The 24802-nt window shown below is 73.6% G+C and carries 25 protein-coding genes; 7 read left to right on the forward strand and 18 right to left on the reverse strand.

What is annotated here, in order from left to right:
• Positions 1–4: 4 nt before the first annotated feature.
• Together NYF13_RS24020 and NYF13_RS24025 are read right to left on the reverse strand one after the other, a co-directional pair.
• Positions 5–808, reverse strand: coding sequence for a hypothetical protein (locus NYF13_RS24020; protein ID WP_315659830.1), 804 nt, complete (start codon positions 806–808; stop codon positions 5–7).
• A gap of 1 nt (position 809) precedes the next feature.
• Positions 810–2294 carry a hypothetical protein gene (locus NYF13_RS24025; protein ID WP_315659831.1) on the reverse strand — a complete coding sequence of 495 codons (1485 nt, stop codon included), beginning with the start codon at positions 2292–2294 and terminating at the stop codon, positions 810–812.
• Between the two features lie 62 nt (positions 2295–2356).
• Here NYF13_RS24025 and NYF13_RS24030 point away from each other — a divergent pair, with 62 nt between their 5' ends.
• On the forward strand, positions 2357–2794 hold the full coding sequence (locus NYF13_RS24030; protein ID WP_315659832.1) for a PPOX class F420-dependent oxidoreductase: 438 nt from the start codon (positions 2357–2359) through the stop codon (positions 2792–2794).
• Between the two features lie 597 nt (positions 2795–3391).
• Here the strand turns inward: NYF13_RS24030 and NYF13_RS24035 are convergent.
• The 5 genes from NYF13_RS24035 to uvrC all read right to left on the reverse strand — a co-directional run bounded on the left by NYF13_RS24035 (position 3392) and on the right by uvrC (position 9589).
• Positions 3392–4426: a glucosyl-3-phosphoglycerate synthase gene (locus NYF13_RS24035; protein ID WP_315659834.1), complete on the reverse strand. Its 1035-nt coding sequence runs from the start codon at positions 4424–4426 to the stop codon at positions 3392–3394.
• A gap of 235 nt (positions 4427–4661) precedes the next feature.
• A complete protein-coding gene (whiA, locus tag NYF13_RS24040) occupies positions 4662–5654 on the reverse strand; it encodes a DNA-binding protein WhiA (protein WP_315660405.1) in 993 nt (330 codons plus the stop codon).
• Positions 5655–5689: 35 nt separating this feature from the next.
• The gene (gene yvcK, locus NYF13_RS24045; protein ID WP_315660406.1) at positions 5690–6652 is read right to left on the reverse strand and encodes a uridine diphosphate-N-acetylglucosamine-binding protein YvcK; all 963 of its coding nucleotides are present in this window, start codon (positions 6650–6652) and stop codon (positions 5690–5692) included.
• 1 nt (position 6653) lies between these two features.
• Positions 6654–7511 carry an RNase adapter RapZ gene (gene rapZ, locus NYF13_RS24050; RefSeq protein ID WP_315660407.1) on the reverse strand — a complete coding sequence of 286 codons (858 nt, stop codon included), beginning with the start codon at positions 7509–7511 and terminating at the stop codon, positions 6654–6656.
• Between the two features lie 50 nt (positions 7512–7561).
• Positions 7562–9589, reverse strand: coding sequence for an excinuclease ABC subunit UvrC (uvrC, locus tag NYF13_RS24055; RefSeq protein ID WP_315659835.1), 2028 nt, complete (start codon positions 9587–9589; stop codon positions 7562–7564).
• Between the two features lie 349 nt (positions 9590–9938).
• Here uvrC and NYF13_RS24060 point away from each other — a divergent pair, with 349 nt between their 5' ends.
• Both NYF13_RS24060 and NYF13_RS24065 read left to right on the forward strand, forming a co-directional pair.
• Positions 9939–10655, forward strand: coding sequence for a trypsin-like serine protease (locus NYF13_RS24060; protein WP_315659837.1), 717 nt, complete (start codon positions 9939–9941; stop codon positions 10653–10655).
• 60 nt (positions 10656–10715) lie between these two features.
• A complete protein-coding gene (locus NYF13_RS24065) occupies positions 10716–11501 on the forward strand; it encodes an exodeoxyribonuclease III (RefSeq protein WP_315659838.1) in 786 nt (261 codons plus the stop codon).
• 125 nt (positions 11502–11626) lie between these two features.
• Here the strand turns inward: NYF13_RS24065 and NYF13_RS24070 are convergent, their stop codons facing one another.
• The 8 genes from NYF13_RS24070 to fmt form a co-directional block, all read right to left on the reverse strand.
• Complete coding sequence (locus NYF13_RS24070) at positions 11627–12091, reverse strand: PH domain-containing protein (protein ID WP_396287706.1); 465 nt, start codon at positions 12089–12091, stop codon at positions 11627–11629.
• On the reverse strand, positions 12082–12588 hold the full coding sequence (gene ribH, locus NYF13_RS24075; protein ID WP_315659839.1) for a 6,7-dimethyl-8-ribityllumazine synthase: 507 nt from the start codon (positions 12586–12588) through the stop codon (positions 12082–12084). The genes NYF13_RS24070 and ribH overlap by 10 nt, the downstream gene beginning before the upstream one ends.
• Positions 12585–13856 carry a bifunctional 3,4-dihydroxy-2-butanone-4-phosphate synthase/GTP cyclohydrolase II gene (locus NYF13_RS24080; protein ID WP_315660409.1) on the reverse strand — a complete coding sequence of 424 codons (1272 nt, stop codon included), beginning with the start codon at positions 13854–13856 and terminating at the stop codon, positions 12585–12587. The genes ribH and NYF13_RS24080 overlap by 4 nt, the downstream gene beginning before the upstream one ends.
• A gap of 56 nt (positions 13857–13912) precedes the next feature.
• Complete coding sequence (locus NYF13_RS24085; RefSeq protein WP_315659841.1) at positions 13913–14551, reverse strand: riboflavin synthase; 639 nt, start codon at positions 14549–14551, stop codon at positions 13913–13915.
• 79 nt (positions 14552–14630) lie between these two features.
• Positions 14631–15317 carry a ribulose-phosphate 3-epimerase gene (gene rpe / locus NYF13_RS24090; protein ID WP_315659842.1) on the reverse strand — a complete coding sequence of 229 codons (687 nt, stop codon included), beginning with the start codon at positions 15315–15317 and terminating at the stop codon, positions 14631–14633.
• 263 nt (positions 15318–15580) lie between these two features.
• Positions 15581–16087 carry a flavoprotein gene (locus NYF13_RS24095; protein ID WP_315659843.1) on the reverse strand — a complete coding sequence of 169 codons (507 nt, stop codon included), beginning with the start codon at positions 16085–16087 and terminating at the stop codon, positions 15581–15583.
• A complete protein-coding gene (locus NYF13_RS24100) occupies positions 16084–17508 on the reverse strand; it encodes a transcription antitermination factor NusB (RefSeq protein ID WP_315659845.1) in 1425 nt (474 codons plus the stop codon). The genes NYF13_RS24095 and NYF13_RS24100 overlap by 4 nt, the downstream gene beginning before the upstream one ends.
• Complete coding sequence (fmt, locus tag NYF13_RS24105) at positions 17505–18431, reverse strand: methionyl-tRNA formyltransferase (protein WP_315659847.1); 927 nt, start codon at positions 18429–18431, stop codon at positions 17505–17507. Before fmt ends, NYF13_RS24100 begins: the two co-directional genes overlap by 4 nt.
• Positions 18432–18638: 207 nt before the next feature.
• On the opposite strand from fmt, the gene NYF13_RS24110 reads away from it, so the two are divergent.
• The 3 genes from NYF13_RS24110 (at position 18639) to NYF13_RS24120 (ending at position 20461) form a co-directional block, all read left to right on the forward strand.
• Positions 18639–19094, forward strand: coding sequence for a GatB/YqeY domain-containing protein (locus tag NYF13_RS24110; RefSeq protein ID WP_315659849.1), 456 nt, complete (start codon positions 18639–18641; stop codon positions 19092–19094).
• Between the two features lie 235 nt (positions 19095–19329).
• Positions 19330–19812: a nuclear transport factor 2 family protein gene (locus NYF13_RS24115; RefSeq protein ID WP_315659851.1), complete on the forward strand. Its 483-nt coding sequence runs from the start codon at positions 19330–19332 to the stop codon at positions 19810–19812.
• 49 nt (positions 19813–19861) lie between these two features.
• The gene (locus NYF13_RS24120) at positions 19862–20461 is read left to right on the forward strand and encodes a TetR/AcrR family transcriptional regulator (protein WP_315659853.1); all 600 of its coding nucleotides are present in this window, start codon (positions 19862–19864) and stop codon (positions 20459–20461) included.
• A gap of 120 nt (positions 20462–20581) precedes the next feature.
• Here the strand turns inward: NYF13_RS24120 and NYF13_RS24125 are convergent, their stop codons facing one another.
• From NYF13_RS24125 to NYF13_RS24135, 3 genes are all read right to left on the reverse strand, one after another.
• Positions 20582–20884, reverse strand: coding sequence for a hypothetical protein (locus tag NYF13_RS24125; protein WP_315659855.1), 303 nt, complete (start codon positions 20882–20884; stop codon positions 20582–20584).
• A gap of 152 nt (positions 20885–21036) precedes the next feature.
• Positions 21037–21699, reverse strand: coding sequence for a Crp/Fnr family transcriptional regulator (locus NYF13_RS24130; RefSeq protein ID WP_315659857.1), 663 nt, complete (start codon positions 21697–21699; stop codon positions 21037–21039).
• Positions 21700–21750: 51 nt separating this feature from the next.
• Positions 21751–22383, reverse strand: a complete 633-nt coding sequence (locus NYF13_RS24135; RefSeq protein WP_315659858.1) for a hypothetical protein — start codon at positions 22381–22383, stop codon at positions 21751–21753.
• A 261-nt stretch (positions 22384–22644) separates the two neighbouring features.
• Here NYF13_RS24135 and NYF13_RS24140 point away from each other — a divergent pair, with 261 nt between their 5' ends.
• On the forward strand, positions 22645–23730 hold the full coding sequence (locus tag NYF13_RS24140) for a helix-turn-helix transcriptional regulator (RefSeq protein WP_315659859.1): 1086 nt from the start codon (positions 22645–22647) through the stop codon (positions 23728–23730).
• Positions 23731–24802: the final 1072 nt, after the last annotated feature.

Raw genomic sequence — 24802 nt, forward strand, 5'->3', positions numbered from 1 at the left:
CCTCTTACTGCAGCGTGTCCGTCGCGGCCGGGCGCAGCGTGCCCCCGGCGCCCGCGACCGCGATGACCTCGAGCGCCAGCAGGTCGTCGAACGCCGCGTCGGCGGCCAGCTCGCGGACCTGGATCTGATACCGGCCGGTGGTCCGGTAGGTGCCGCCCTGCTCGTCGCTCACCGGCACCAGGAAGCCCTGGTCGGCGAGGAACCGCAGGGCGCGCGCGACCATGCCGCGGGTGGTGTCGGCGGCCATCCGGCCGTCCTTGGTGGCCGCGGCGGCGGGCCGGCGGGCGTAGGCGCGCCAGGCCTGCTCCAGCTCGGGCGCGTCGGCCAGCGGGTCGTTGTTGGCCTCGGCCTCCTGCGCGCGCTCGTCGAGGGTGCGCGCGGCCTCGCGGACCATCGCGTCCACCAGCTCCACGCTCACGCGGCCGATGTAGGTGTCGTTGGCCAGGTCGTCCGGACGCGGGTAGCCCAGCGCCGCGGTGGCCAGGTGGATCAGCCCGTGCAGCACCTTCTCGGTCTCGCGGCGCTCGCGGATCTTGCTCTGCCGGGCGTAGGCGTCCATCTTGATCTCGAAGAGGGACTCGTCGGTGGCCGCCAGCACCGCGCCCGCCTGCTGGTTGACCTCCAGCACCATCAGCCCCAGCCCGGACGCGACGGCGTGCGTGAGCGCCTTGAACGCGTTGTCCTCGGCGTACCGGCGGACCAGCTCGCCGTACACGACGTCGCGGGCCGGAAGCTGCTTCGGCCGCATGCCGAAGGCCACCAGCCGGGCCGCGGCCTCGGCGTCGACGCTCGTGTGGGTCACGGCCATCTCAGGCGACCTCCCCGGTCTCTTCGGTCTCTCCGGCGCGCTCGACCCCGGCGGTGGACAGCAGCAGATCGGCGCCGCCGAAGTCCGGGTCGTCGAGCCGGGTGCCGTCGTCGACGGCGAGCAGCACCTGGCGTTCCCCCTGGCGGCGCGCGGCGCCGACCTCGGGACTGTAGGCGTGCAGGGCGCGCAGCGCGACCAGCGCGGGCAGCCCCGGCTGCTTCGTCCGGCGCGCGTCCTCCAGCAACCCGGACAGCCGCCGCGGCACCTCCGGCAGGTCGAGCAGGTCGTCGGCCAGGCGCCAGACGTCGTCGCCGAAGCGGTCGGTGACCTCGGCGGGCATCAGCTCCGGCTCGGGCACCTCACCCACCAGCTGATCGCGCTCCGGCACCGGCCGCAGCAGCAGCGAGACGAGCGAGGACAGCGAGGGCACCACCGGCGGGGCGATCCCGGCGACGGCGTGGAAGAAGTGCTCCACGGGCGCGACGGCGTCGGCCAGCGGCAGGCCCAGCGTCGGCACCAGGAGCTGGCCGAACAGGTCGATGGCCGCGCGCTGCGGGGGCCCGGAGAACTGCTGGCGGTCCTGCTCGGCGCGGAACACCGCGCCCGCGTCGGCCAGCCGCGACTGGAGCCGGGTGTGCCGCCGGATGCAGTCCGCGACGATGTCGACCAGCTCGGCCGCGCGGCGCTTGTGGTCGAGGTCCTCGGACTCGTCGCGGGCGGTGGTGATGTTCTTGAGGATCGCGTTCTCCGCCCGGAAGCGGGACTCGATGTGCCCGAGCGCGGAGTCGATCAGCTCCGGCACCTCGCGCTCCCAGTCGACCGCCCGCACGTCACGGCGGGTGGCGTCGAGCTTCGCCCGCAGCGTCTCGCCGTACTGCACGGTGCGGTAGCGCGCCTGCTCCGCGGCCAGCTTGGCGTCGGCCAGCCGGCCGCGGTTGATCAGGTTCTCCAGTTTGACCTCGGCCGCGACCTGCGCGGACTCGACGTCGGTGTCCAGCGCGCCGACCAGCACGTTGATCGCCTCGTCGGTGGCCCGCAGGTAGACCTCGCCGTCGGGGGCGGCCAGCTCGACCAGCAGTTTGAAGTCGAACTGGCGGCGCTGGTAGCCACCCGGGCCCATCGAGCCGTAGACCCGCCGGAAGCCGCGGTCGGTGGTGCCCACGTTGATCAGGTTGTCCAGGACCCACTTCGCCACCCGCACGTGCTCGTCCGGCGTCCGCGACGGCGCCTGCAGCGAGATGAACCGCAGCAGCCGGTCGATCACCTCGTCGTGGCCGGCCCCGGTGTCGAAGTCCATCGCGATGGTGACCTGGTCGATCGTGTGCAGGGCGATCTCGGCCATCTGGTAGACCGTGGCGTCGGCCCAGTCCAGCTTCGCCTTGCGCGCGTCGAGGTCGTGCAGCGGCGCGGTGCAGGCGAGCGCCTTCAACCGGCGGGTCAGCCCTTCGTCGGCCAGGCCCGCGGCGCCCCTCTCGTCGTCTCGCACAGCAGGCCAGGCTAGTCGGCCTCCTCCTGCGCCCGCACGGGTGACGGGCTAACGTCCCTCCCATGCGCGAGATGACCAGGCAACAGTGGTGGGACTTCGCCGGTGCGGGCACCCGGACCGGGATGCTGGGGCTGGTCCGCGCGAACGGCGCCCCGATCGTCACCCCGGTGTGGTTCTTGCTGGACGAAACCCCTGCGGGGGACGAGATCGTGTTCACCACCGGCACCGACACGCTCAAGGGCAAGGCCATCGCCCGCGACGGGCGGATCTGCCTGGCCGTGGACGACCAGCGGCCGCCGTACTCCTACGTCCAGTTCACCGCCCAGGCCCGGCTGACCCACGACCCGGCCGAGATGCTGGAGTGGGCCACCCGGCTGGGTGAGCGGTACATGGGGGCCGAGCGGGCCGAGGAGTACGGGCGGCGCAACGCGGTGCCGGAGGAGTCCCTGGTGCGGGCCCGGATCACGAAGGTGATCGCGCGGGCCGACATCGCCGGGTGAGGGTGGCGGCCGGTCTCAATGGCCGGGTTCCCCGGCGGAGCCCGGCCCTCGAGACCGGCGGCCACGGCTCGGCCCGGCCGGTCCGCGATGACGGGATGTGACCGTTCGGTCCGGTGTTGACACCACCCGGGCGGGAATGATGTGATCTCCCCCATAGATAAGAAAGTTTCCTAACTAGCACGGCCGAACCCGTTCGGAGTCCCGCTCGCCCCGCTGCTTTCCCGGTGCCGGAGGAGGTTTCCGTGGTGATCCGCCTGACCTGGGGCAGTGCGAGCGGCGGTGCGACGGCCGGGGAAGCGCAGGCGCCCGGCCGGTGCGCAGGACATCAGCGACCCGCCGGGACCACGGACTGCGCCTGGGGTGATCGGAGCGGCGCCGGTCACCCCAGGCGCACACCACCCGCCGGCGCGCCGTCCCCGGGCATCCCCGCCGAATGCCACCCGCTGCCCCGTTCCTGACTGCACCCCCCGACCGCGATCGGGACGACCGGAGCGGCGCCGGTGGTCCCGATCGCGCCCCACCTCGATCCCGCCCGGCTCCCGCCCCCCGGTGGCGGACGGCTCCGCGCTCCCGGGTGACCGCAGCGGCGAAAACCGGCTAAGCCGTGTCCTGCAACAGGTTCTCCGGCCGCAGCCCCACCGGCAAGCTCGCCAGCGGCGGACGCTGCTCGCAGGTCAGCTCGGTCAGGACCAGTTCGCGGTCGACCCCGTCGAGGGCGGTGCCGCGCTGGAACTGGGCCAGCAGCGTGGCCGGCGGCACGGCCGTGACCAGGCGGCCGTAGCGCTCCAGCCGGTCGAACAGGGTCAGCATGATCTGCCCCGCCATCCGGCCCAGCGCGGGGGTGCCCTGGTGCCGGTGCGCCCGGTGGCCGAGGTCGACCTGGGCCAGCGCGTCCAGGCCGCGGGCCTCCAGCAGGTCGATCAGGTGACCGATCTCCACGCCGTAGTTCGCCACGAACGGGATGCTCTCCAGCAGCTCGCGGCGGCCCGCGTACTCCCCCGCCAGCGGCTGCACGAAGCCCGAGAGCTCCGGCCAGAACATGTTCAGCAGCGGGCGGGCGACGAGTTCGGTGACCCGGCCGCCGCCGTCGGCTTCGCTGCCCGCCGCGCCGGTGAGCGGGCGGTGGTAGAAGCCCTTGACGTAGCCGACCGCCGGGTCGGTCAGCAGCGGGCCGAGCAGCCCGGTGACGTAGCCGGTGGTGAAGTCGTACAGGTCACCGTCCACGAAGACGACCAGGTCGCCGCCGGTCGCGGCGACGCCCTTCCACAACGCCTCGCCCTTGCCGGCCAGGCCGCCCAGCTCGGGCAGCACCGAGTCCTGCGCCACGACGTCCGCGCCGGCCGCCGCGGCGACCTCGGCCGTGGCGTCCGTGGAGCGGCTGTCCACCACGAGGATCTCGTCCACCAGCGCGTGCCGCTCCACCAGCTCTTCGCGGATGGCGGTGACGATCGCGCCGACCGTCGCCTCCTCGTCGCGCGCGGGGATGACCACGGAGACGCTGGTGCCGCGCTTCGCCGTGACCAGCTGCGCGGCCGTCCAGTCGCCCGCCCGGCCGCTACGCCGGTTCAGCCAGGTGCCGACCTCGGCCGAGACCTGCAGCGAAGCGCGCTCCCCCGTGCCACTCGTGCGCATGCCCTTCCCCTTCCTCGCGGCTGATCTCCTGCGTCCACGGTCCGGGTGGCACGTTTCGCCCACCGCTCCGGGGCGCTACCGCGGTGTTACGAGTTCGCCCCGCCTTCGTCCGCGGTGTTAACACCGGCACCCCGCCGTCCCCGGGCGGCGGACGAGCGGATCACGCGGGCCGGCCTCCGGCGGAAGCTGCACCGGGGGCGGGCGCAGCACGCCGAGCCGGGCGGGCGGGCGGTGATCAGGCCTCTTCGTCCTCGAGCATTTCGGGGGTGACCGCCGATTCCGTGTCCGGGATGCTCAGGTCCTTGGCCCGCTTGTCGGCCATCGCCAGCAGGCGGCGGATCCGGCCGGCCACGGCGTCCTTGGTCATCTGCGGGTCGGACAGCTGGCCCAGCTCCTCCAGCGACGCCTGCCGGTTCGACAGGCGCAGCTTGCCCGCCGCCAGCAGGTGGTCCGGGGCGGTGTCGCCGAGGATCTCCAGCGCGCGCTCCACGCGGGCGGCCGCCGCGACGGCCGCGCGGGCCGAGCGGCGCAGGTTCGCGTCGTCGAAGTTGGCCAGCCGGTTCGCCGTGGCGCGCACCTCGCGGCGCATCCGGCGCTCTTCCCACTGCAGCACGCTCGTGTGCGCGCCGAGGCGGGTCAGCAGCGCGCCGATCGCGTCGCCGTCGCGGACCACCACGCGGTCCGCGCCGCGCACCTCGCGCGACTTCGCCTGGATGCCCATCCGCCGGGCCGCGCCGACCAGCGCCAGCGCCGCCTCCGGACCGGGGCAGGTCACCTCCAGCGAGGAGGAGCGGCCCGGCTCGGTCAGCGAGCCGTGGGCCAGGAACGCGCCACGCCACGCCGCTTCGGCGTCGGCCACCCCGCCGGAGACGACCGCGGCGGGCAGCCCGCGCACCGGGCGCCCGCGCTGGTCGATCAGCCCGGTCTGGCGGGCCAGTCCTTCACCGTCCTTGACCACCCGCACGACGTAGCGCGTCCCCTTGCGCAGCCCGCCGCTCGCGGTGATCACGTGCACGTCCGAATGGTGCCCGTAGAGCTCGTGGATCTCGCGGCGCAGCCGGCGCGCGACCGACCCCGTGTCCAGCTCCGCCTCGACGACCACCCGGCCGGCCACGATGTGCAGCCCCCCGGCGAAGCGGAGCAGGGACGCGACCTCCGCCCGGCGCGGCCCCATCTTGGTGATCTCGAGCCGGCTCAGTTCGTCCTTGACCGCGGCGGTCATCGCCATGTACTGCCCCTCCTGCCTTCCGTCCGCGCCCGCCGTCACCCACGGTGCTCCCCTCCGAGACCGAGAGCCTCTCTCATGCACCGGGCGAGCGCATCAGGATCATGCCGCCCCGCCACGACCGGGTCAGCCACCGCCCCCAGGTGGGCCCGGCCGCCCAGCCGCCGGGCCGCCCGGCGCAGACTTGCCGGGTCCGGCACCGAATCGCGGTCCGCGATCACGGCGTCGACCCGCAGCCGGGGCGCGTGCTCGAAGAGCACGTCGAGGTGGCGCTCCGGGGAGAAGCCCGCAGTTTCCCCCGGCTGGGGGACAAGGTTCAGCACCACGACCTTCGTCGCCGTGGTCCGCACGAGCGCGTCGTGCAGGTCCGGCACCAGCACGTGCGGCAGCACGCTGGTGAACCACGAGCCGGGGCCGAGGAACACGACGTCGGCGCCCAGCACCGCGTCGATCGCCTCCGCGCAGCCCTCCGGCGGCCGCGGCACGCGCCCGAGCGGGTGCAGGCTGATCCGGTGCACCTGCCCCGGGGTGCTCGCGACCGCGACCTGGCCGCGGATCCGGCGCAGCGCACCGGGGTCCTCGCTGTCGAGCCCGCTGACCTCCGCTTCGATCTCCAGCGGCTCCGGCGACATCGGCAGCACGCGCCCGGAGACCCCGATCAGCCGGCACGCCTCGTCGAGCGCCGCCACCGGGTCGCCGAGCACCTCGAACAGCCCGGCCAGCAGCAGGTTGCCCACCGCGTGGCCGGCCAGCGCGCCGTCGCCGCCGAAGCGGTGCTGGAACACCTCGGCCCACAGCGTGCCGCCGTCCTCGGCCGCGAACGCCGCGAACGCCTGCCGCAGGTCACCGGGCGGCAGCAGGCCGAGTTCCCGGCGCAGGCGGCCGGACGAGCCGCCGTCGTCGGCGACGGTCACCACGGCGGTGACCTGGCGGGTGACCCGCCGCAACGCGGTCAGCGTCGCGTGCAGGCCGTGGCCCCCGCCGAGCGCGACCGCGCGCACCTCACTCGCGGCCAAGGTCGCGGTGCACCACCTTCACGGCCATTCCGTCCTCATTGGACAGTCGCTGGGCCAGCTCTTCGGAGAGGGCCACGCTGCGGTGCTTGCCGCCGGTGCAGCCCACCGCCAGCGTCAGGTACCGCTTGCCCTCGCGCTTGTAGCCCGCGCCGATCAGCCGCAGCAGCTGGTGGTAGCGGTCGAGGAACTCCTCGGCGCCCTCCTGCGACAGCACGTAGTTGCGGACCTCGCCGTCGAGCCCGGTGTGCTCGCGCAGCTCCGGGATCCAGAACGGGTTCGGCAGGAACCGCACGTCCATCACCAGGTCGGAGTCCATCGGGAGACCGTACTTGTAGCCGAAGGAGAGCACGGTGACCCGGGTCTGCGTGCCCGCCTCGGAGCCGAACGCGTCCTCGATCTTCGCGCGCAGGTCGTGCACCGACAGCGCGGAGGTGTCGAGGACCAGGTCGGCCTCCTCGCGCAGCGGCGACAGCAGCCGGCGCTCGGCGGTGATCCCGTCGGCGAGCCGGCCGTCGGCCTGCATCGGGTGGCCGCGGCGGACCGCCTCGAACCGGCGCACCAGCACCGCGTCGGTGGCCTCCAGGAACAGCACGCGCGGTTTGTAGCCCCGCGCGTCGAGGTCCTTGATCACCGAGGCGAGGTCGTCGGTGAACGCGCGCGAGCGCACGTCCATCACCACGGCCACCTTGGTGATCGCGCCGCGCGCCTGCGCGCCCAGCTCGACCATGGTGGCGATCAGCTCCGGCGGCAGGTTGTCGACCACGAACCAGCCCAGGTCCTCCAGGCACTTCGCCGCGGTGGAGCGCCCCGCCCCGGACAGGCCGCTGACGACGGCGACCTCCATCCCGGTTCCCCGGTTGTCCTCATGCGCACTCACGATGGTTCCTTCTCCGATCACGGCCCTTGTTCCCCTCCCGGGACGGTGGCACCGGTCTCCCCGGCCAGCGCCGCCACCACGGCCTCCGCAGTGCGCCTGCCGAAGCCGGGCACCGCCTCGATCTCTTCGACCCTGGCCTGCTTGAGCTTCTTCACCGAGCCGAAGTGCTTGATCAGCGCGGTGCGCCGAGCCTGCCCGAGCCCGGGCACACTGTCCAATTCGGACGCCTGCATGCGCTTGCCCCGCTTCTCGCGGTGGTAGCGGATGGCGAACCGGTGCGCCTCGTCCCGCAGCCGCTGCAGCAGGTACAGCGCGTCGGAGGTGCGGGGCAGGATCACCGGATCGGGGTCGCCCGGCAGCCAGACCTCCTCCAGCCGCTTGGCCAGCCCGACCACGGCGATGTCGGTGATGCCCAGCTCCGAGAGCACCTCGGCCGCCGCGGTGGCCTGCGGGCCCGCGCCGTCGACCACCAGCAGGTTCGGCGGGTAGGCGAACTTGCGCGGGCGGCCGGTCTCCGGGTCGATGCCCGGGCGCGGCGGCTCGGCTCCCTCGCCCTCGGTCCCCTCGTCCACGGCGCCCTCACCCACGGCGCTGTCGCGCTCCGCCGCCTCCTCCGCGCTCTCCTTGAGGTAGCGGTGGAACCGGCGGCGGACCACCTCGGCGATCGAGGCCACGTCCCCCTCGTCGGCCGCCTCCCGCAGCGCGAACCGGCGGTACTCGGACTTGCGCGCGAGCCCGTCCTCGAACACCACCAGCGACGCGACCACGTCACTGCCCTGGATGTGGCTGATGTCGATGCACTCGATCCGCAGCGGCGCGCTGTCGAGCGCCAGGTAGTCCTGCAGCTCCTGCAACGCCGCCGACCGGGCGGTGAGGTCGCCGGCCCGGCGCAGCTTGTGCTGGGTGAACGCCTCGGCGGCGTTGCGCGCCACGGTTTCGGCCAGTGCCTTCTTGTCCCCGCGCTGGGCGACGCGCAGGCTCACCCGTGAGCCGCGCAGGCCGGACAGGAACTCCCCGAGCACTTCGGCGTCCGCGGGCAGCTCCGGCACCAGCACCTCGCGCGGCACCACCGGCCCGGCCTCCACGTCGTCGCGCTCCGCGCGCTCGGACTCCTCGCCGTAGAACTGCGTGATGAAGTGGTCGACCAGCGCCGGGACGTCCATCTCCTCGGCCTTGTCGATCACCCAGCCGCGCTGCCCGCGCACCCGGCCGCCGCGGACGTGGAAGACCTGGACGGCGGCCTCCAGCTCGTCGTGGGCGAAGGCGACCACATCGGCGTCCGTGCCGTCGCCGAGCACCACGGCCTGCTTCTCCATGGCCCGGCGCAGCGCCCCGAGGTTGTCGCGCAGCCGCGCCGCGCGCTCGAACTCCAGCTCCTCGGAGGCGGCGGCCATCTCCCGCTCCAGCCGCCGGACCATCGCGTCGGTGCGGCCGGCCAGGAAATCGCAGAAGTCGCCGACGACCTCGCGGTGCTCGTCCGCCGAAACGCGCCCGACGCAGGGCGCCGAGCACTTGTCGATGTAGCCGAGCAGGCAGGGCCGGCCGATCTGGCCGTGGCGGCGGAACACCCCGGCCGTGCAGGTGCGCGCCGGGAACACGCGCAGCAGCAGGTCGAGCGTCTCGCGGATGGCCCACGCGTGCGCGTACGGGCCGAAGTAGCGGACGCCCTTGCGCCGCACTCCGCGGTAGACGTGCAGCCGCGGGTACTCCTCGCCCATCGTCACCGCGAGCATCGGGTAGCTCTTGTCGTCGCGGTAGCGGACGTTGAACCGCGGGTCGAACTCCTTGATCCAGTTGTACTCGAGCTGGAGGGCCTCGACCTCGGTGCTGACCACGGTCCACTCGACGCCCGCGGCGGTGGTCACCATCTGCCGGGTGCGCGGGTGCAGGCCGGAGAGGTCGGCGAAGTACGAGTTCAGCCGGCTGCGCAGGCTCTTGGCCTTGCCGACGTAGATGACCCGCTTCGCGGCGTCGCGGAACTTGTACACGCCGGGCGCGTCCGGGATGCTCCCCGGCGAGGGACGGTAGGTGGTCGGGTCAGCCACGGTTCGAATCTACGCAGGGGCGCGCAATGCCTCCGTAGAGGGTGGCGGTGGGGACGCGGGTGGTCTTGTGGCAGGGCGCCGGCGGGTCCGGTGCAGCCCCCGCCCGACCGGGGACCCGGGCCGCCCGGGGCCGGAGTGCGCGTGTCCGCGGCGGCCTTTTCCCCCGCACCCGGCACCGCGGGCCGGGAAGCCCTGGTGGTACCGGGGCCGGCCACCCGACGGAAGTCGGTTACTCCGGACAGATCCGACGTTCGTCGGTTCCGGCCCGGCTCACCCCGCGGTTACTTTCCGTTCGGCCGAGAGCACTCGGCGTCTCCCCGGTCCCCACCGGTCCCCGAAAGGATCCGCCTTGAGCAGAATCCGTATCGCCGGCGCCGTCACCGCCGCCGCCGTCGCCCTGACCCTCGCGGGCGGCGCCGTCGCCGACGCGCAGACGAACATCGTCGGCGGCGGCACCGCGCCCACCGTCAGCTGGGGCGCGCAGGTCTACGTCAACACCCCCGGCCGCGACTTCCAGGGCTTCAACTGCTCCGGCACGGTCGTCGCGCCGCGCTGGGTGATGACCGCCGTGCACTGCCTCGACGAAGACGGCAGGGGCATGTTCGTGCGCGTCGGCACCAACACCCTCTACGGTGGCACGAAGATCGCCGTCGACCAGGAGAAGCAGTCGCCCAACGGTGACATCGCGCTGCTGCACCTCGCGCAGTCCACCAACGCCGGCCCGGTCACCCTGGGCGGCGCCGACCCGGCCAACGGCACCACCAACCAGCTCTACGGCTGGGGCCGCACCACCCCGACCGGCCCGCCCGCGTCCCAGCTCAAGGTGGCGAACGTCCAGGTCACCGGCCGCTCCACGGACGCCTACGGCGGCCGCGCGATCCAGACCGTCGGCGTCAACGGCTCGGCCTGGAAGGGCGACTCGGGCGGCCCCGAGATGTCGAACGGCGCGCAGGTCGGCGTCGCCTCCACGGTGCAGAACCAGAGCGGCACCAACACCCGCGGCACCAACAACTACGCGAGCGTCGCGTCCAGCCGCTCGTGGATCCGCAGCACGGCCGGGGTCTGACCGGCCGGGGTGCGCGGCCACGGTGGGTAGGCACCGGCCGCGCACCCCTATCCTGGCGCCATGCGCATCGCCACCTGGAACGTCAACTCGATCGCCCCGAGGCTGCCCCGGGTGCTCGACTGGCTGGAGCACTCCGGCCCGGACGTGCTGTGCCTGCAGGAGCTGAAGGGCACGACGGAGGCCTTCCCGGCCGAGGCGGTGCGTTCGCTGGGCTACGAGACCGCCGCGTACGGACTGGGCCGGTGGAACGGTGTCGCGATCCTTTCGCGGGTGGGCCTGTCCTCGGTGACCCGGGGGCTGACCGGGCAGCCGCGGTTCGACGACGCCACCGAGGCCCGCGCGATCGGCGCGGACTGCGGGGGCGTGCGGGTCTGGTCGGTGTACGTGCCCAACGGGCGCGAGCCGGACAACCCGCACTACGCCTACAAGCTGGAGTGGCTGGAGGCTCTGCGGCAGACGGTGCTGGCGGAGCTGACGGAGGCGCCGTTCGCCGTGCTGGGTGACTTCAACGTGGCCCCCGCGGACGAGGATGTCTGGGACATCACGGCTTTCGCCGGATCGACGCACGTCACGGAGCCCGAGCGGACGGCTCTGGGGCGGCTGCGCGAGGCCGGGCTGTCGGACGTGTTCCCGCGGGCGCTGAAGTACGACCACCCGTTCAGCTACTGGGACTACCGGTCCGGGAACTTCCCGAACAACCGGGGGATGCGGATCGACCTGGCGTACGGCAATTCCGCGTTCACCGGCGCGGTGACGGATTCCTATGTGGACCGTGAAGCCCGGAAGGGCAAGGGCGCTTCGGACCACGCGCCGGTCGTGGTGGATCTTTCGCTGCCGTCGAACTGACTCCCCCAGCGCTGATCCCCACAGCGCTGATCTTCCCAGCGCCCATTCCCCAGCGCCCATTCCCAGCATCCATTCCACAATGGCCGGTGGACCGGGCCGGGAGGTGCTCGCGGAACGCGGGCCGGTCAGGCCGCCTCGTGGGCCGCCCGGTGCAGCCGGCGCAGGGCCCGCACCGCCAGCACCGCCCGGTCCCGGTCCACCGCCTGGACCGCCATCACCGAGAAGTACTCGTCCTCGGGCAGCTCGAACCGCGCCCAGGAGGCCCCGTCGGGGAAGCTGACCGACAGCACGTCCGTCCAGGCGAACCGCCGGGTCGCGATCACGTTGCGGACCTCGACGCCCCGGGCGTCCGCGCGCACGCGGGGCAGCGCCAGCAGCATCGTGCCCAGGGACAGCAGGATGCCGATGCCGATCATCGCGGCCTGGTCGGCCGGTTCGAAGACCACTCCGGTGTGCGAATTCCGGAGCAGGACCGCGACCACGACGAACGCGGCCAGCAGCAGCACCGCCAGCACGCTGCACATGATCACCGTCCGCCGGGGGCGGATCACCAGGGTCGCCGGTTCGGTCACGGTCGCGCTCACACGAATCCCCGTTCGGTCCACGGCTGGCGGAGGCCGCGCAGCACGTGGGCGGTGTCGAGGGCCGCGACGGCGGCCTCGTACCCCTTGTCCTCCGCCGAGCCCGGCTTTCCGGACCGGGCCTGGGCCTGCTCTTCGGTGTCGCAGGTCAGCACCCCGTTGCCCACCGGGGTGCTTTCGTCCAGCGCCACCCGGGTCAGACCGGCGGTCACCGCGTCGCAGACGTAGTCGAAGTGCGGGGTGCCGCCGCGGATCACCACCCCCAGCGCGACGACCGCGTCGTGGTTGCGGGCCAGGGCCTGGGCCGCCACCGGCAGCTCCACGGCACCCGCCACCCGCACCACGGTCGGCTCCTCTTCGAGGTCGGCTTCCCTGGCCGCGACCAGCGCGCGCTCCAGGAGCACGTCGGTGATCGCCGCGTTCCAGCGCGTGGCCACGATGCCCAGCCGCAGCGACTTGCAGTCGCTCAGGTCCAGCTCGGCCTCCGGCCGTCCGCCACCGCTCATCGGGTGCCTTCCCCTTCTCCGCCCGGCTCGGCGGCCGCCACCTGCTCGTAGTGCTCCAGCTGCGCCAGGTCGTGCCCCATGCGGTCGCGCTTGGTGCGCAGGTACCGCAGGTTCTCCGGGTTGGGCGAGATCGGCAGCGCCACCCGGCCGGTCACGCGCAGGCCGTAGCCCTCCAGCCCGACCCGCTTGGCCGGGTTGTTCGTGAGCAGCCGCATCGAACGGACACCCAGGTCGCACAGGATCTGCGCGCCGGTGCCGTAGTCGCGGGCGTCGGCGGGCACCCCCAGGGCCAGGTTCGCGTCCACGGTGTCGGCGCCGTCGTCCTGCAGCTGGTAGGCCTGCAGCTTGTGCAGCAGGCCGATGCCGCGGCCCTCGTGCCCGCGGATGTAGAGCACCACCCCGCGGCCCTCGGCGGCCCCCGCTTCCAGCGCGGCCTCCAGCTGGGGCCCGCAGTCGCAGCGCAGCGAGCCGAACACGTCGCCGGTCAGGCACTCCGAGTGCACCCGCACCAGGATGTCCGCCCCGTCGCCGATCTCGCCGTAGACGAACGCGACGTGCTCGATCCCGTCGAGCAGGCTGTCGTAGCCGACCGCCCGGAAGGTGCCCGCGGCCAGCGGGATCCGCGCCTCGGCGACGCGCTCCACCTGCTTCTCGGTGCGGCGCCGGTAGGCGATCAGGTCGGCGATGCTGATGATGGTGAGGCCGTGGTCGGCGGCGAAGACCTCCAGCTCGTCCCGCCGCGCCATCTCGCCCTCGTCCTTCTGCGACACGATCTCGCAGAGCACCCCGGCCGGGTGCAGCCCGGCCAGGCGGGCCAGGTCGATCGCCGCCTCGGTGTGGCCGGGACGGCGCAGCACGCCGCCCTCCTTGGCCCGCAGCGGGACCACGTGGCCGGGCCGCCGGAAGTCCGAGGCCTTCGAGTCCGGGTCGGCCAGCAGCCGGATGGTGCGCGCCCGGTCCACGGCCGAGATACCGGTGCTGATGCCCTCGGCCGCGTCCACGGTCACGCTGTAGGCGGTGCCGCGGGCGTCCTGGTTCGTGTGGAACATCGGCGGCAGGTCCAGCCGGTCGGCCTCGGGCTCGGTCAGCGGCACGCAGACGTAGCCGGAGGTGTAGCGCACCATGAACGCCAGCAGCTCCGGGGTCGCCTTCTCCGCGGCGAAGATGAGGTCGCCCTCGTTCTCGCGGTCCTCGTCGTCCACCACGACCACCGCGCGCCCGGCCGCGATGTCGGCGATCGCCGCCTCGATCGCGTCGCCGTCGAACACCGCGCCCGCGCCGCAGGGCGTCCGCCCCGCACGCGGCTCGGCCGCCCTCGTCTCGCTCACGACTGCTCCTTCGTGCCGTCCCCGCTGACGTGGTCATTGTGCGCCCGGCCGGCCAGATGCGGGACGGCCAGCTTCTCCACGTACTTCGCCACCACGTCCACCTCCAGGTTCACCGGGTCGCCGGCCTCGCGCCGGCCGAGGGTGGTCACCGCCAGCGTGGTCGGGATCAGGGCGACCGAGAAGGTGTCCTCGGTGATCGCCGCGACGGTCAGCGAAACCCCGTCGACGGCGATCGAGCCCTTCTCCACCACGTAGCGCGCCAGGCCCGTGGGCAGGGCGAACGTGGTCACGCCGTGCTCGTCGCGGGAGAGGAGGACACCGGTCCCGTCGACGTGGCCCTGCATGATGTGCCCGCCGAGCCGTCCGCCCGCCGGGGTGGCGCGCTCGAGGTTCACCGCGTCGCCCACGGCGACCTTCGCGAGGCTGGAACGCTGGAGTGTCTCGTTCACCACATCCACGGTGAACTCGCCGCCGGAGACCGTGACCACGGTCAGGCAGACGCCGCTCACGGCGATCGAGTCACCGTGGCTCGCGTCCGAGGTGACCAGCGGGCCGCGCACCGTCAGCCGGGCCGCGTCCGTCCGCTGCTCGACCGCCGTGACCTCGCCGACTTCCTCGACTATGCCGGTGAACACCGCTACTGCCTCCCCTGTGAAGAACCCGCCCCGCGGAACCCGGGTGCGCCCATCCAATCACCCGCGCGCGCGGGTGGCCTCAGACGGCCCGGTGGCGGGCGGCCTGCTCCCGCAGCGCGGCGACCGCCCGGCCGGGGTCCTGCGCGCCGTAGACCGCGGAGCCGGCGACGAAGCAGTCGACCCCCGCCTCGGCCGCCTGCTCGATGGTGTCGGCGTTGATCCCGCCGTCGATCTCCACCATCAGCTTGAGGTGCCCGGTGTCGACCAGGCGCCGCGCGGTGCGGACCTTGTCCAGCACCTGCGGCATGAACGACTGCCCGCCGAAGCCCGGCTCCACGGACATCACCAGCAGCGTGTCGTAGTGCTTCAGGGTCTCCAGGTGGGGCTCCAGCGGCGTGCCCGGCTTGACCGACAGCCCGGCCCTGGCCCCGGCCGCGCGCAGGTTCTTCGCCAGCATCACCGGGTCCCCGGCCGCCTCGACGTGCACGGTGACGTTGTGGGCCCCGGCCTCGGCGTACCCGATCGCCCAGCGGTCCGGGTCCTCGATCATCAGGTGGCAGTCCACCGGCACGTCGGTCGACTTCAGCAGCGACTGCACCACCGGCAGGCCGAGGGTCAGGTTGGGCACGAAGTGCGCGTCCATCACGTCCACGTGCACCCAGTCGGCGCGGGTCTCCCCCGCGTGCGCGACCGCGGCGATCTCCTCGCCCAGCCGGGCGAAGTCGGCGGACAGGATGCTGGGTGCGATGAGGGGTCGGTCGGCCACGACCCGAGTGTAGGAGGCGCCGGGCCGCCGCTGCTCACCGGCGGTGACGACCTGGCCGACCGGCATTCCTCGCCCACGGGGGCCTGACCGAGGTACCCGGCGAAGCTCCCGCGCCGCCTGCGCCCGGGAGAACGGCGGCCCGGGCCAGCCCGGCCACGGCATCGCGCACCGAAGCCGTCCTTGCGGGCGCGCTGGAACGGCGCCGTCCGTGGCTGGAAGTCCTTCCCGGCCCCGTTCCGTTCCGGGCGGGGCGGCGGGCCGGTTCAGCCGGCGGGCGGCAGCAGGTCCAGCACCTCGGACCACGGGCGCCGGGGGTCGAGCCGGTGCAGCCGGACCCCGGCACCCGCGAGGGCGTCCAGGTGGCCGCGCCAGGCCGGGTGGTGCACCCGGGTGTCCTGGATCTGGTAGGCCAGCACGATCGTCACGCCGGGCGCGCCCAGCACGTCACCGAGCAGGGTGAGCGCCTGGTTGTCGGCGAGGCCGAGGGCGAGCTTGGCCACCGAGTTCGCCGAGGCCGGAGCGAACAGGAACACCGTGGGGTCCGGGTGCGGCCGCGGTTCGCCCGGGAGCCGGCCGGCGCTGCGGACCGGCAGTTCGGTCGCCGCGGCCAGCTCGCCGGGACCGCCGGTGGCCTCCAGCCAGCGGTGCGCGACCGGGGTGAGGGTGACCGCGAGCCGCCAGCCGCGCGCGGCCGCGGGCTTCGCCAGCTCGGCGGTGAACCGGGTGTCCAGCCCACCGCACGAGCTCGCGACCAGCCCCAGGTCCCTCACTGCTTGCGCAGCGTGGCGCAGAACATCGCGTCGGTGCCGTGGCGGTGCGGCCACAGCTGCACGTACGGACCGTCGCCGAGCTGCGGCACGCCGGGGAAGAACTCGCGCGCGTCGAGCACCTCCGCCTTGGCCCGCCGCGCGGTCTCGCCGACCACGCCCTCGGTCTCGGCCAGGTGCGGCGAGCACACGACGTAGGTCACCACCCCGCCCGGGCGGACCAGGTCCAGGGCCGCGGTGAGCAGTTCGCCCTGCAGCCGGGTCAGGTCCGCGACGTCGGAGGGCTTGCGCCGCCAGCGCGCCTCGGGCCGTCGCCGCAGCGCGCCGAGGCCGCTGCACGGGGCGTCGACGAGGACCCGGTCGTAACCCGGTTCGAGCCCGGAGTCACGGCCGTCGGCGACGTGCACGGTCACCGGCAGGCCCACGGTGGCGTTCTCGACCAGGCGCGCGCGGTGCGGCGCCTTCTCGACCGCGTCCACGCGCGCGCCGCCGATCTTGGCCAGCGCGCCCAGCAGGGCCGCCTTGCCACCGGGTCCGGCGCACAGGTCGAGCCAGCGTTCGTCGGAGCCCTCCAGCGGCGCCTTCGTCGCGGCGATCGCGCACAGCTGGCTGCCCTCGTCCTGCACCGCGGCGAGGCGCTCGCGCACCGGCTCGGCGCCGGCCGGGTCGCCGGCGCCCGCGGGCAGCCGCACGCCGTAGGGCGAATACGGCGCGACGTCGCCGCCGGTGACCGCGGCCAGCTCGTCGGCGCTGATCTCGCCGGGCCGGGCGACCAGGTGCACCTCGGGCCGGGCGTCGTCGGCCGCCAGCGCCGCCTTGAGCCCCTCGCCCTTGTCCCCCAGCGCTTCGGCGAAGGACCGCGCGACCCAGCGGGGGTGCGCGGTGCGCAGCGCGTAGGCGCCGATCGGGTCGGCGGCCTCGTCCGGGGCCAGCTGGTCGAGCCAGGCCGTTTCGTCCTTTTCGGACACCCCGCGCAGGATCGCGTTCGCGAACCCGGTGGCCCAGGAACCGGCTTCGGCCCGGACCAGGTCCACAGTGGACCCGACCGCGGCGTGCTGCGGGATCCGGGTGCGCAGCAGCTGGTAGACGCCGAGCCGGAGCGCGTCGAGCACCACCGGGTCGGTCTTCTCCACCGGGCGCTCCGCGCAGGCGCCGATCACCGCGTCGAGCAGTCCCTGCGCCCGCGAAGCGCCGTACGTCAGCTCCGTGGCCAGCGCGGCGTCGCGACCGGTGATCCGGCGCTCACGCAACAGCTGCGGGAGCACGAGGTTCGCGTACGCGTCCTTCTCCCGCACCGCGCGCAGCACGTCGAACGCGGCCTGCCGGGCCGGGTCGATCTCCGGCGGGCGCCGCGGGCCTTCCTTGCGCGGGGCCGGACGGTCCCGCTGCGGCCGTGACGGCCGCCGTTCGCCTCGCTCGTTCACCGCAGGCGCTCTCCCTCGTCGATCCGTGTGCCGCGCGCCCAGTCGGTGGCCGCCATCCGTTTCTTGCCCGGTGCCTGGACCTCGCCCAGCCGCAACGGTTTCGTCGCCGTGCCGACCAGCACCCGCCGGCGCTCCACCACGATCTCGCCCGGCCGCGGGCCGGGCTCGTCGACGACCGTGACCGGTCCGAGCTTGAAGCGCTCGCCGCGGAACTCCGCCCACGCGCCCGGCTCCGGGGTCACCGCGCGGATCTGCCGGTCGACGGCCGCGGCCGGGTCGGCGAAGGAGACGCGGGCGTCGTCCACGGTCACCTTGGGCGCGTAGCTGAGCCCTTCCCCCGCCTGCTCGACCGCGCGCAGCGAACCGTCCTCGATGCCGTCCATGGTGGACAGCAGCAGGTGCGCGCCGGACTCGGCGAGCCGCCCGAGCAGCGCGCCCGCGGTGTCGGCGGGCCCGATCTTCTCGGTGACGACGCCGAACACCGGCCCGGCGTCCAGCTCCTTGACGATCCGGAAGGTGGACGCGCCGGTGATCTCGTCACCCGCGCGGATCGCGGACTGCACCGGCGCGGCGCCGCGCCAGGCGGGCAGGAGCGAGAAGTGCAGGTTGACCCAGCCGTGCACCGGGATGTCGAGCGCGGACTGCGGCAGCAGCGCCCCGTACGCGACGACGGGGCAGGCGTCGGGCGCCAGCTCGGCCAGGCGCGCGAGGAACGCGGGGTCACCGGCGCGCGCGGGCGTCAGCACCTCGATGCCGTGCTCGTCGGCGAGCGCCCCGACGGGCGAGCGCACGACGCGCCGCCCGCGCCCGGCCTGGGCGTCGGGCCGCGTGACCACGGCGACCACCTCGTGCCGCCCGGATTCGAGCAGGGCGCGCAGGGAGGGCACGGCGGGATCGGGCGTGCCGGCGAAGACGAGCCGCATCACGGCACCTCCGCCGGGGAAAGGGGGGATTCACACTGGTGGAACATCGGGGTCGAGTCTAGAAGGCCCCCTCCCGCCCGGCTCGGCGCGGGCCCGGCGACGGCGGGAACGGCACCGGGCCCGGGCTGGGGGGACCGGCGCCCCCGGATCCGGCGCGGGCCGGGAAACCCGGACGCGAACCGGGCCGGGTGGTGCCAGGATCAGGGCATGACCACGCTCAAGGCGACCCTGCACGACGATCTGACCACCGCCATCAAGGCCCGCGACCGGCTGCGCTCGGCCACGCTCCGGCTCACCCTGTCGGCGATCGGGTACGAGGAGACGGCCGGGAAGACCGCCCGCGAGCTGTCGGACGAGGAAGTGCTCAAGATCATCACCCGCGAGGTGAAGAAGCGCCGGGACGCCGCGGAAGCCTTCGAGAAGGGCGGCCGCGCCGAGTCCGCCGCCCGGGAGCGCGCCGAGGCCGAGTTGCTGACCGGCTACCTCCCGGCCCAGCTCACGGAGGAGGAGCTGGCCGCGGTGGTGGCCGCCGCCGTCGGGGAGTCCGGCGCGACCGGCCCGTCCGCGATGGGCGCGGTGATGAAGCTGATCCGCCCGAAGGTCGCCGGACGGGCCGAGGGCGCTCGCGTGGCCGCCGAGGTGAAACGCCAGCTGGCCGGCTGACCGCCCGGCCCCCGGGACGCCGGACAGCCGCTGCCGCGCGGAAGTCCGGCGACCCGGCGCCGCGGGCGGCCCAGCCCTGTCCCCGCGGCCCGCACCAGCCGGACGCGCTCGCGGGCCCCGGTCCGGCGAGCCCCGCGACCGACGGATCCCCACGAGCCGGTCCCGGCCACCTTGTTCTTTGCGACACATCGTCGTATCGTTTACGACAGAGTGTCGCAAAGAAAGAGGTCCGCCCATGTCCCGGTCCACCGATCATGCCGATCTCGTCGAGTTGTTCGGGCGGTACGCCGATCTCTCCGATTTCACGAACCTCGCCGGCTTCACCGGGTCGCCCGGGCTCGTGTTCACCGACCCGCTGACCATCGACTTCGAGTCCGTCGCCGGGACCCCGCCGATGACCGTTCCGCTCGGCGACTACCTCGAAGGGCTCCGCGGGTCCTTCGCGGGTTTCGTGGCGACCCACCACGCCATCACCGGGCACGTCGTCGACCTCGACGGCGACCGGGCGCGGGTGCACGCGCACGTGCGGGCCGAGCACTGGGTGCCGGGGCCCCTCGCCGGCGGTGGACCGGACCGGTGGCTGGTCGTCGGGTTCTACGACAACGAAGCGGTTCGCACACCGGAGGGCTGGCGGTTCACCCGGGTGAAGCTCACCGCGTCGCACCAGGAGCACCCCGAGCTGGCGCGCGTCGCGATGGCGGGCGCCCAGCTCGGGTGACCGGGCAGGCGGGAACCCGCCCGGCCGCGCGATCGGAGAGGATGGGCCGATGCCCCGGATTCGTGGAGCCAACATCGAGGAGCACACCGAGCTGGTCTGGGCCGGCCTCGCCGAGGCGATGCGGCAGCTCCTGCTCGAGCGGGACTACGACTCGATCACCATGGGCCACATCGCCGCCCGCGCCGGGCTCGCGCGCAACACCCTGTACAACTACGCCCGCGACAAGAGCGGCCTGATCCTCGCGCTGACCGAGCAGGCCGGACGCCCCACGGTCGCACGGGTGGCCGCGATCGCCGCCCGCGCGCAAGAGCCGGCCGCGCACCGGATGCGGGAGATCGTCGAGACCGTCCTCCGGGCGTTCACCGACCGGACGCTGCAGCTGATGTTCCGGCCGGGCTCCGCGCCGGGCGACGCCGAACGGCCGGACCGGCCGTTCCGCGCGATCGTGCTCGAAGTGGAGAACGTGGTCCGGGACGGCGTCGCGCGCGGGGAGTTCCACGACTCCGGCGACGTGCGGCTCCAGGTGGAGCTGCTCTCCGGCGTCATGCGCGCGGGCGCCGAACGCCTCGGCCGTGACCCGGCCTCCCTCGCGGCCACGATCGATGCGGCGCGGGAAATCGTCCTGACCGCACTGGCCCACCGTCCTTGACCGTTCTTTGCCGACATCGGAGGCAGGAGGCCCGAGCCGCCCCGGGCGCACGCGTGATGCCCGGCCGAGATCTCCCGGCCGGGCATCACTCGATCGCCGGATCGCCTGCGGCCGCGGGGGTCACACCCGGGTCAGCGGCCGGGCGGACCGGTCGCGGTCGAAGACGCGGGCGGCGTAGCGGTCACGCTGACGGCGGCGCTCGGAGGTGAGCAGCCAGGTCCACCGCCAGCCCGCCACCACCGCGGCGAGCGAGCCCAGCAGCGACACCAGGAACGCCTGCCCGACGAGCCCGTCGAGCGGCGCGACGCTCAGCAGCACCAGCAGCGCCCACACCTGCGCCACGGTGAACGGGACGACCAGCGCGGCCGCGTAGACCCCGCGACGCCAGCGGATCGGTTGCGGTAGCGGAAGAAACGGTTCCATGGGTGCCTCCCTCAGTGGTAGAGCTTCAGCAAACCCCTGGTGCGTCCCGGAATCTGTGTCAGCAGACACGTTCGGCGGATCGGTTTCCGGCGCCGGCGCCGAAAGGCGGCCGGCCCACGCCCACCACCCGCCCGGTCCGGCCGGCCGGAGGCTCAGCGCGCCAACCGCCGCAGCTCGTCCATCCGGTGGATCGTCAGCCGGCCGCGGCCGGTGCTGATCACGCCCCGGGTGCGCAGCTCCCGGGTGACCCGGGCCCAGGATTCCCGCGAAATCGCCGCTGTCATCGCCAGTTCTGCTTGAGTGCCGGGCACCGCCACTTCGATATCCGCACCGCGGCGTACTCCGTGCTGCACCGCGAGCTGCATCAGCTGCGCGGCCACCCGGCGGGCGATCGCCCCGCCGCCGAGGTCGAGCCACTGCTTCCCGACCGCGCGCAGCCGCTCGCTCAGCACGAGCAGCAGGGCCCAGGCGATGTCCGGTTCCCGGCGGCACAGGGCGGTGAACCGGCCGCCGGCCAGTTCCAGCGCCTCGACCGCCTCCAGCGCTTCCACCGTCGCGGACCGGGGGCCGCCGTCGATCGCGGCCAGCTCGCCGACCACGTCCCCGCTCCCCCGCACCGCGATCAGCACCTCACGGCCGTCGGGGGTCACGGTGATGATCCGGGCGTGGCCGCGGACCAGGACCAGCACGATCCCGCCCGGATCGCCTTCCCGGCACAGGATTTCGCCGCGGCGGTAGGTGCGGCGCGTGCCCAGACCGGCGATCTTGGCCCGGCCGTCGGCCGGGAGCGCGGTCCAGAACCCGTGCGCGTCCATGACCGGCCTTCCTGGTCGAGGTCGGGTCCTCCGGCTTCCCCGCGGCCGGGGCTAAGCCGAGAGCCCGGCGCCGGGCAGGTCCGCGCCGTCGGCCCGGATCCAGCCCCGCAGCCGCTGCCCGCCCACCCACACGTGCAAGACCTGGGTGAACGCGCCCCGGTCGATTCCGGCGTAGCCGTGCCGGACCACGGCCCGGTGGATCTCCTCGGACACCACGAGAGCGAGCGGCTCATCGGAGTTCTTCAGGCGGCGCTTGACTTCCGGCGCGTCGAGCAGGCGGCAGGCGACGTCGACGTCCTCGCCGTAGGGCCCGTGCTCATCGTAGTGCACCTCGCCGGCGTGCACGGCGACGCGCAGCCGGAACGCCGCCTCCGGCACCAGCTCGGCGGACTGCCGGAGCGCCGCGGCCAGCACCGGGACGAACCGGGCGATCAGCATCGCCTTCGGCACCTCGTCGACCGGCCGGACCAGGCAGAGCGCCCCGTCTCCGCGGTCGACGTACGGGTCGCGGTAGGACTCCTCGATCCCGCACCCGAGGAACGCCTCGTCGAGCAGGACCCGCAGCCCCGACCGCAGCCGGGCGCGGGCCGGGTTGGTGCGCATGGTCGAGCCCTCGATGTCGACCACCACGATCGCCCGGTGCCTGGGCAGGTCCACCACTGGCGCTGACACTGAAGTGCTCATGGCCGGCTCCTGACTTTCCGATACTGAAATTTAATGAAATTTCATATCTATAACTATAGAGCCTGAACCTGAACTGAACAATGCCGGAGCGTGCCCCATTACCGACGCTGAACCAGCAGATCGGCCCCTTCCATCGCCCGGTAACACCCCTTGACCACCATCCGATACCCCCACTGCCGCCACCCGGGCGATTCCCGGACTCGTGCGGTAGAATCCCGCGCATTCACCCTGGAGCTGAAATTCACTGAAGGGTCTGAAGTCGTGACCGAAGGCAGCCCCCCGCTGGCCGAACGCCTCCGCTCGCTGCGGAAGGAGGCCTGGCCGGAAGTGCAGATCACCCAGAAGCAGCTGGCCGACGCGTTCGGGCTGAGCACCGGGCTGCTCTCTTCCTGGGAGAACGCGGCCAAGCCGACCCTGCCGCCGCCGCGGCGGCTCGAAAGCTACGCGACGTTCTTCGCCACGATCCGCTCCACCGAAGGCGACCGGTGCCGGGTCCTGCCCCTCGCCGAGCTGAACGAAGCCGAGCGGCAAGCCCGGGAAAAGCTCCTGAAAGAGCTGCGGCACCTTCGCGACGGTGTCGAGGAAACCGATGCTGCCGCCCCGAAGCCCGGCCTCGTCCCACCGCCGGACCACCTGTGGCAGTTCCCCGAAGGCCAGGACGTGATCATCGTCTGCGCCAGGCTGCCGCCCTACCTGCTCGACCACCCCTACGCGAACCCGGAGAGCGCGGACTACGTCGAGCTCTACACCTACGCCGACCTCGACTCCCTGATCGAGCTGTACGGCCACATCCGCGCGTGCAACCCCACCAACCGGGTCACCTTCCGGACCACGGACGAACGCAACCGGCTCAAGCGCGACGAGTACAACTCCCACCTGATCCTGCTCGGCGGCGTCGACTGGAACGTGCAGACCCGGCAGCTCCTGGACTGGGTGAACCTGCCCGTGCGGCAGGTCGAGCGCGACGGCGACTCCGGCCCGCTCGGCGGCTTCGAGGTCACCCACCCGGACGGGAGCACCGGCTTCTTCTCCGCGCGCCTCGACGACGACGGCCACCTGCTGTCCGACGTCGCGCACCTCTACCACGGGGCCAACCCGTTCAACCGCAAGCGCACGGTCACGGTGTGCAACGGGACGTTCGGCCGCGGGACCTACGGAGTGGTCCGCGCGCTGACCGACCGCCTGTTCTGGGACCGGAACCAGGGCTGGCTGAACACGCGGTTCGGCGGGGCGGAGTCCTTCAGCCTGATCAGCCGGGTCCCGGTCTTCAACAGCCCGGGTCTGACCCCCGACTGGACCCTGGCGGCGAACCGGCTGCACGAGTGGCCGGAAACGAGCACCGCATGACCGCGCTCCTGCCGGTGGCCGCTCAGCACCCGACGCACCAGCGCCTGCTGCACGTCGTGCCGGCGCAGTCCGCGCCCGCAGGCCGGCTCGACGCCATCATCGTGCCCAACGGCCGCTCCGCCCCCTACCTGCGGCACGCGATCAAGGCGGCGCGCGAGACCGGCGCCACCCTGCTGCTGCTGTGCAGCGTGCACGCGCGCGCGGCCTCGGCCGCGCGCGAGGCGGACCGGGCGGGCGTGCGGGTGCGCGCGATCGACATCGACGTCCGGCGGCGCGACCTGGTGCCGGCGTTCCGTTCCAGCGAACTGCTGCGCGAGAACCGGTTCGAGCGCCGCACCGACACCAGCTTCAAGCGCAACCTGGGGCTGCTGGTCGCGGACCTGGCCGGCTGGGACAAGGTGCTGTTCCTCGACGACGACATCGCCCTGCCTGCACCGGGCGACCTGCGCGCGGCGGCCGGGCTGCTCGACACGCACGCCGCGGCCGGGCTGGCCAACGTCGGCATGCCGGACAACTCCGTGGTGTGCCACGCTTTCCGCGACTCCGGCGGCCGGCAGGACACCTTCGTCGGCGGCGGCGCGCTGGCCATTTCGCGCCCCTCGTTCGGCTCGTTCTTCCCGGACATCTACAACGAGGACTGGTTCTTCCTGCTGGCCGAGGACCGGCTCCGGCGCACCGCGCTCACGGGCACCGCGTTCCAGTCGGACTACGACCCGTACCGCAACGCCGAGCGCGCCTACTCCGAAGAGCTGGGCGACACCCTGGCGGAAGGGCTCTACAGCCTGCTCGACCACGGCCGGGACCTGACCGCGGCCACGGAAGGCCACTGGCGGGACTTCCTGGCCGGCCGCAAGGACTTCATCCGGCGGACGATCCGGCAGGTCGAGGCCGCCCCCGCGCTGGACGCGGCGCTGCGCGCCCGGATGGTCGTGGCGCTGCGGGCCTCGCTGGGCCGCAGCCACCGCATCACCCCGCAGTTCTGCGTCGCCTACCTGGCCGCGTGGCGGGCCGACCGCGAGCTCTGGCGCGCGCACCTGGCGAAGCTGCGAGCCGGGACCGCCGGGCGCCCGGA

The organism is Amycolatopsis sp. PS_44_ISF1 (genome assembly GCF_032335455.1).
In the GTDB taxonomy this organism is placed as follows: Bacteria; Actinomycetota; Actinomycetes; order Mycobacteriales; family Pseudonocardiaceae; genus Amycolatopsis.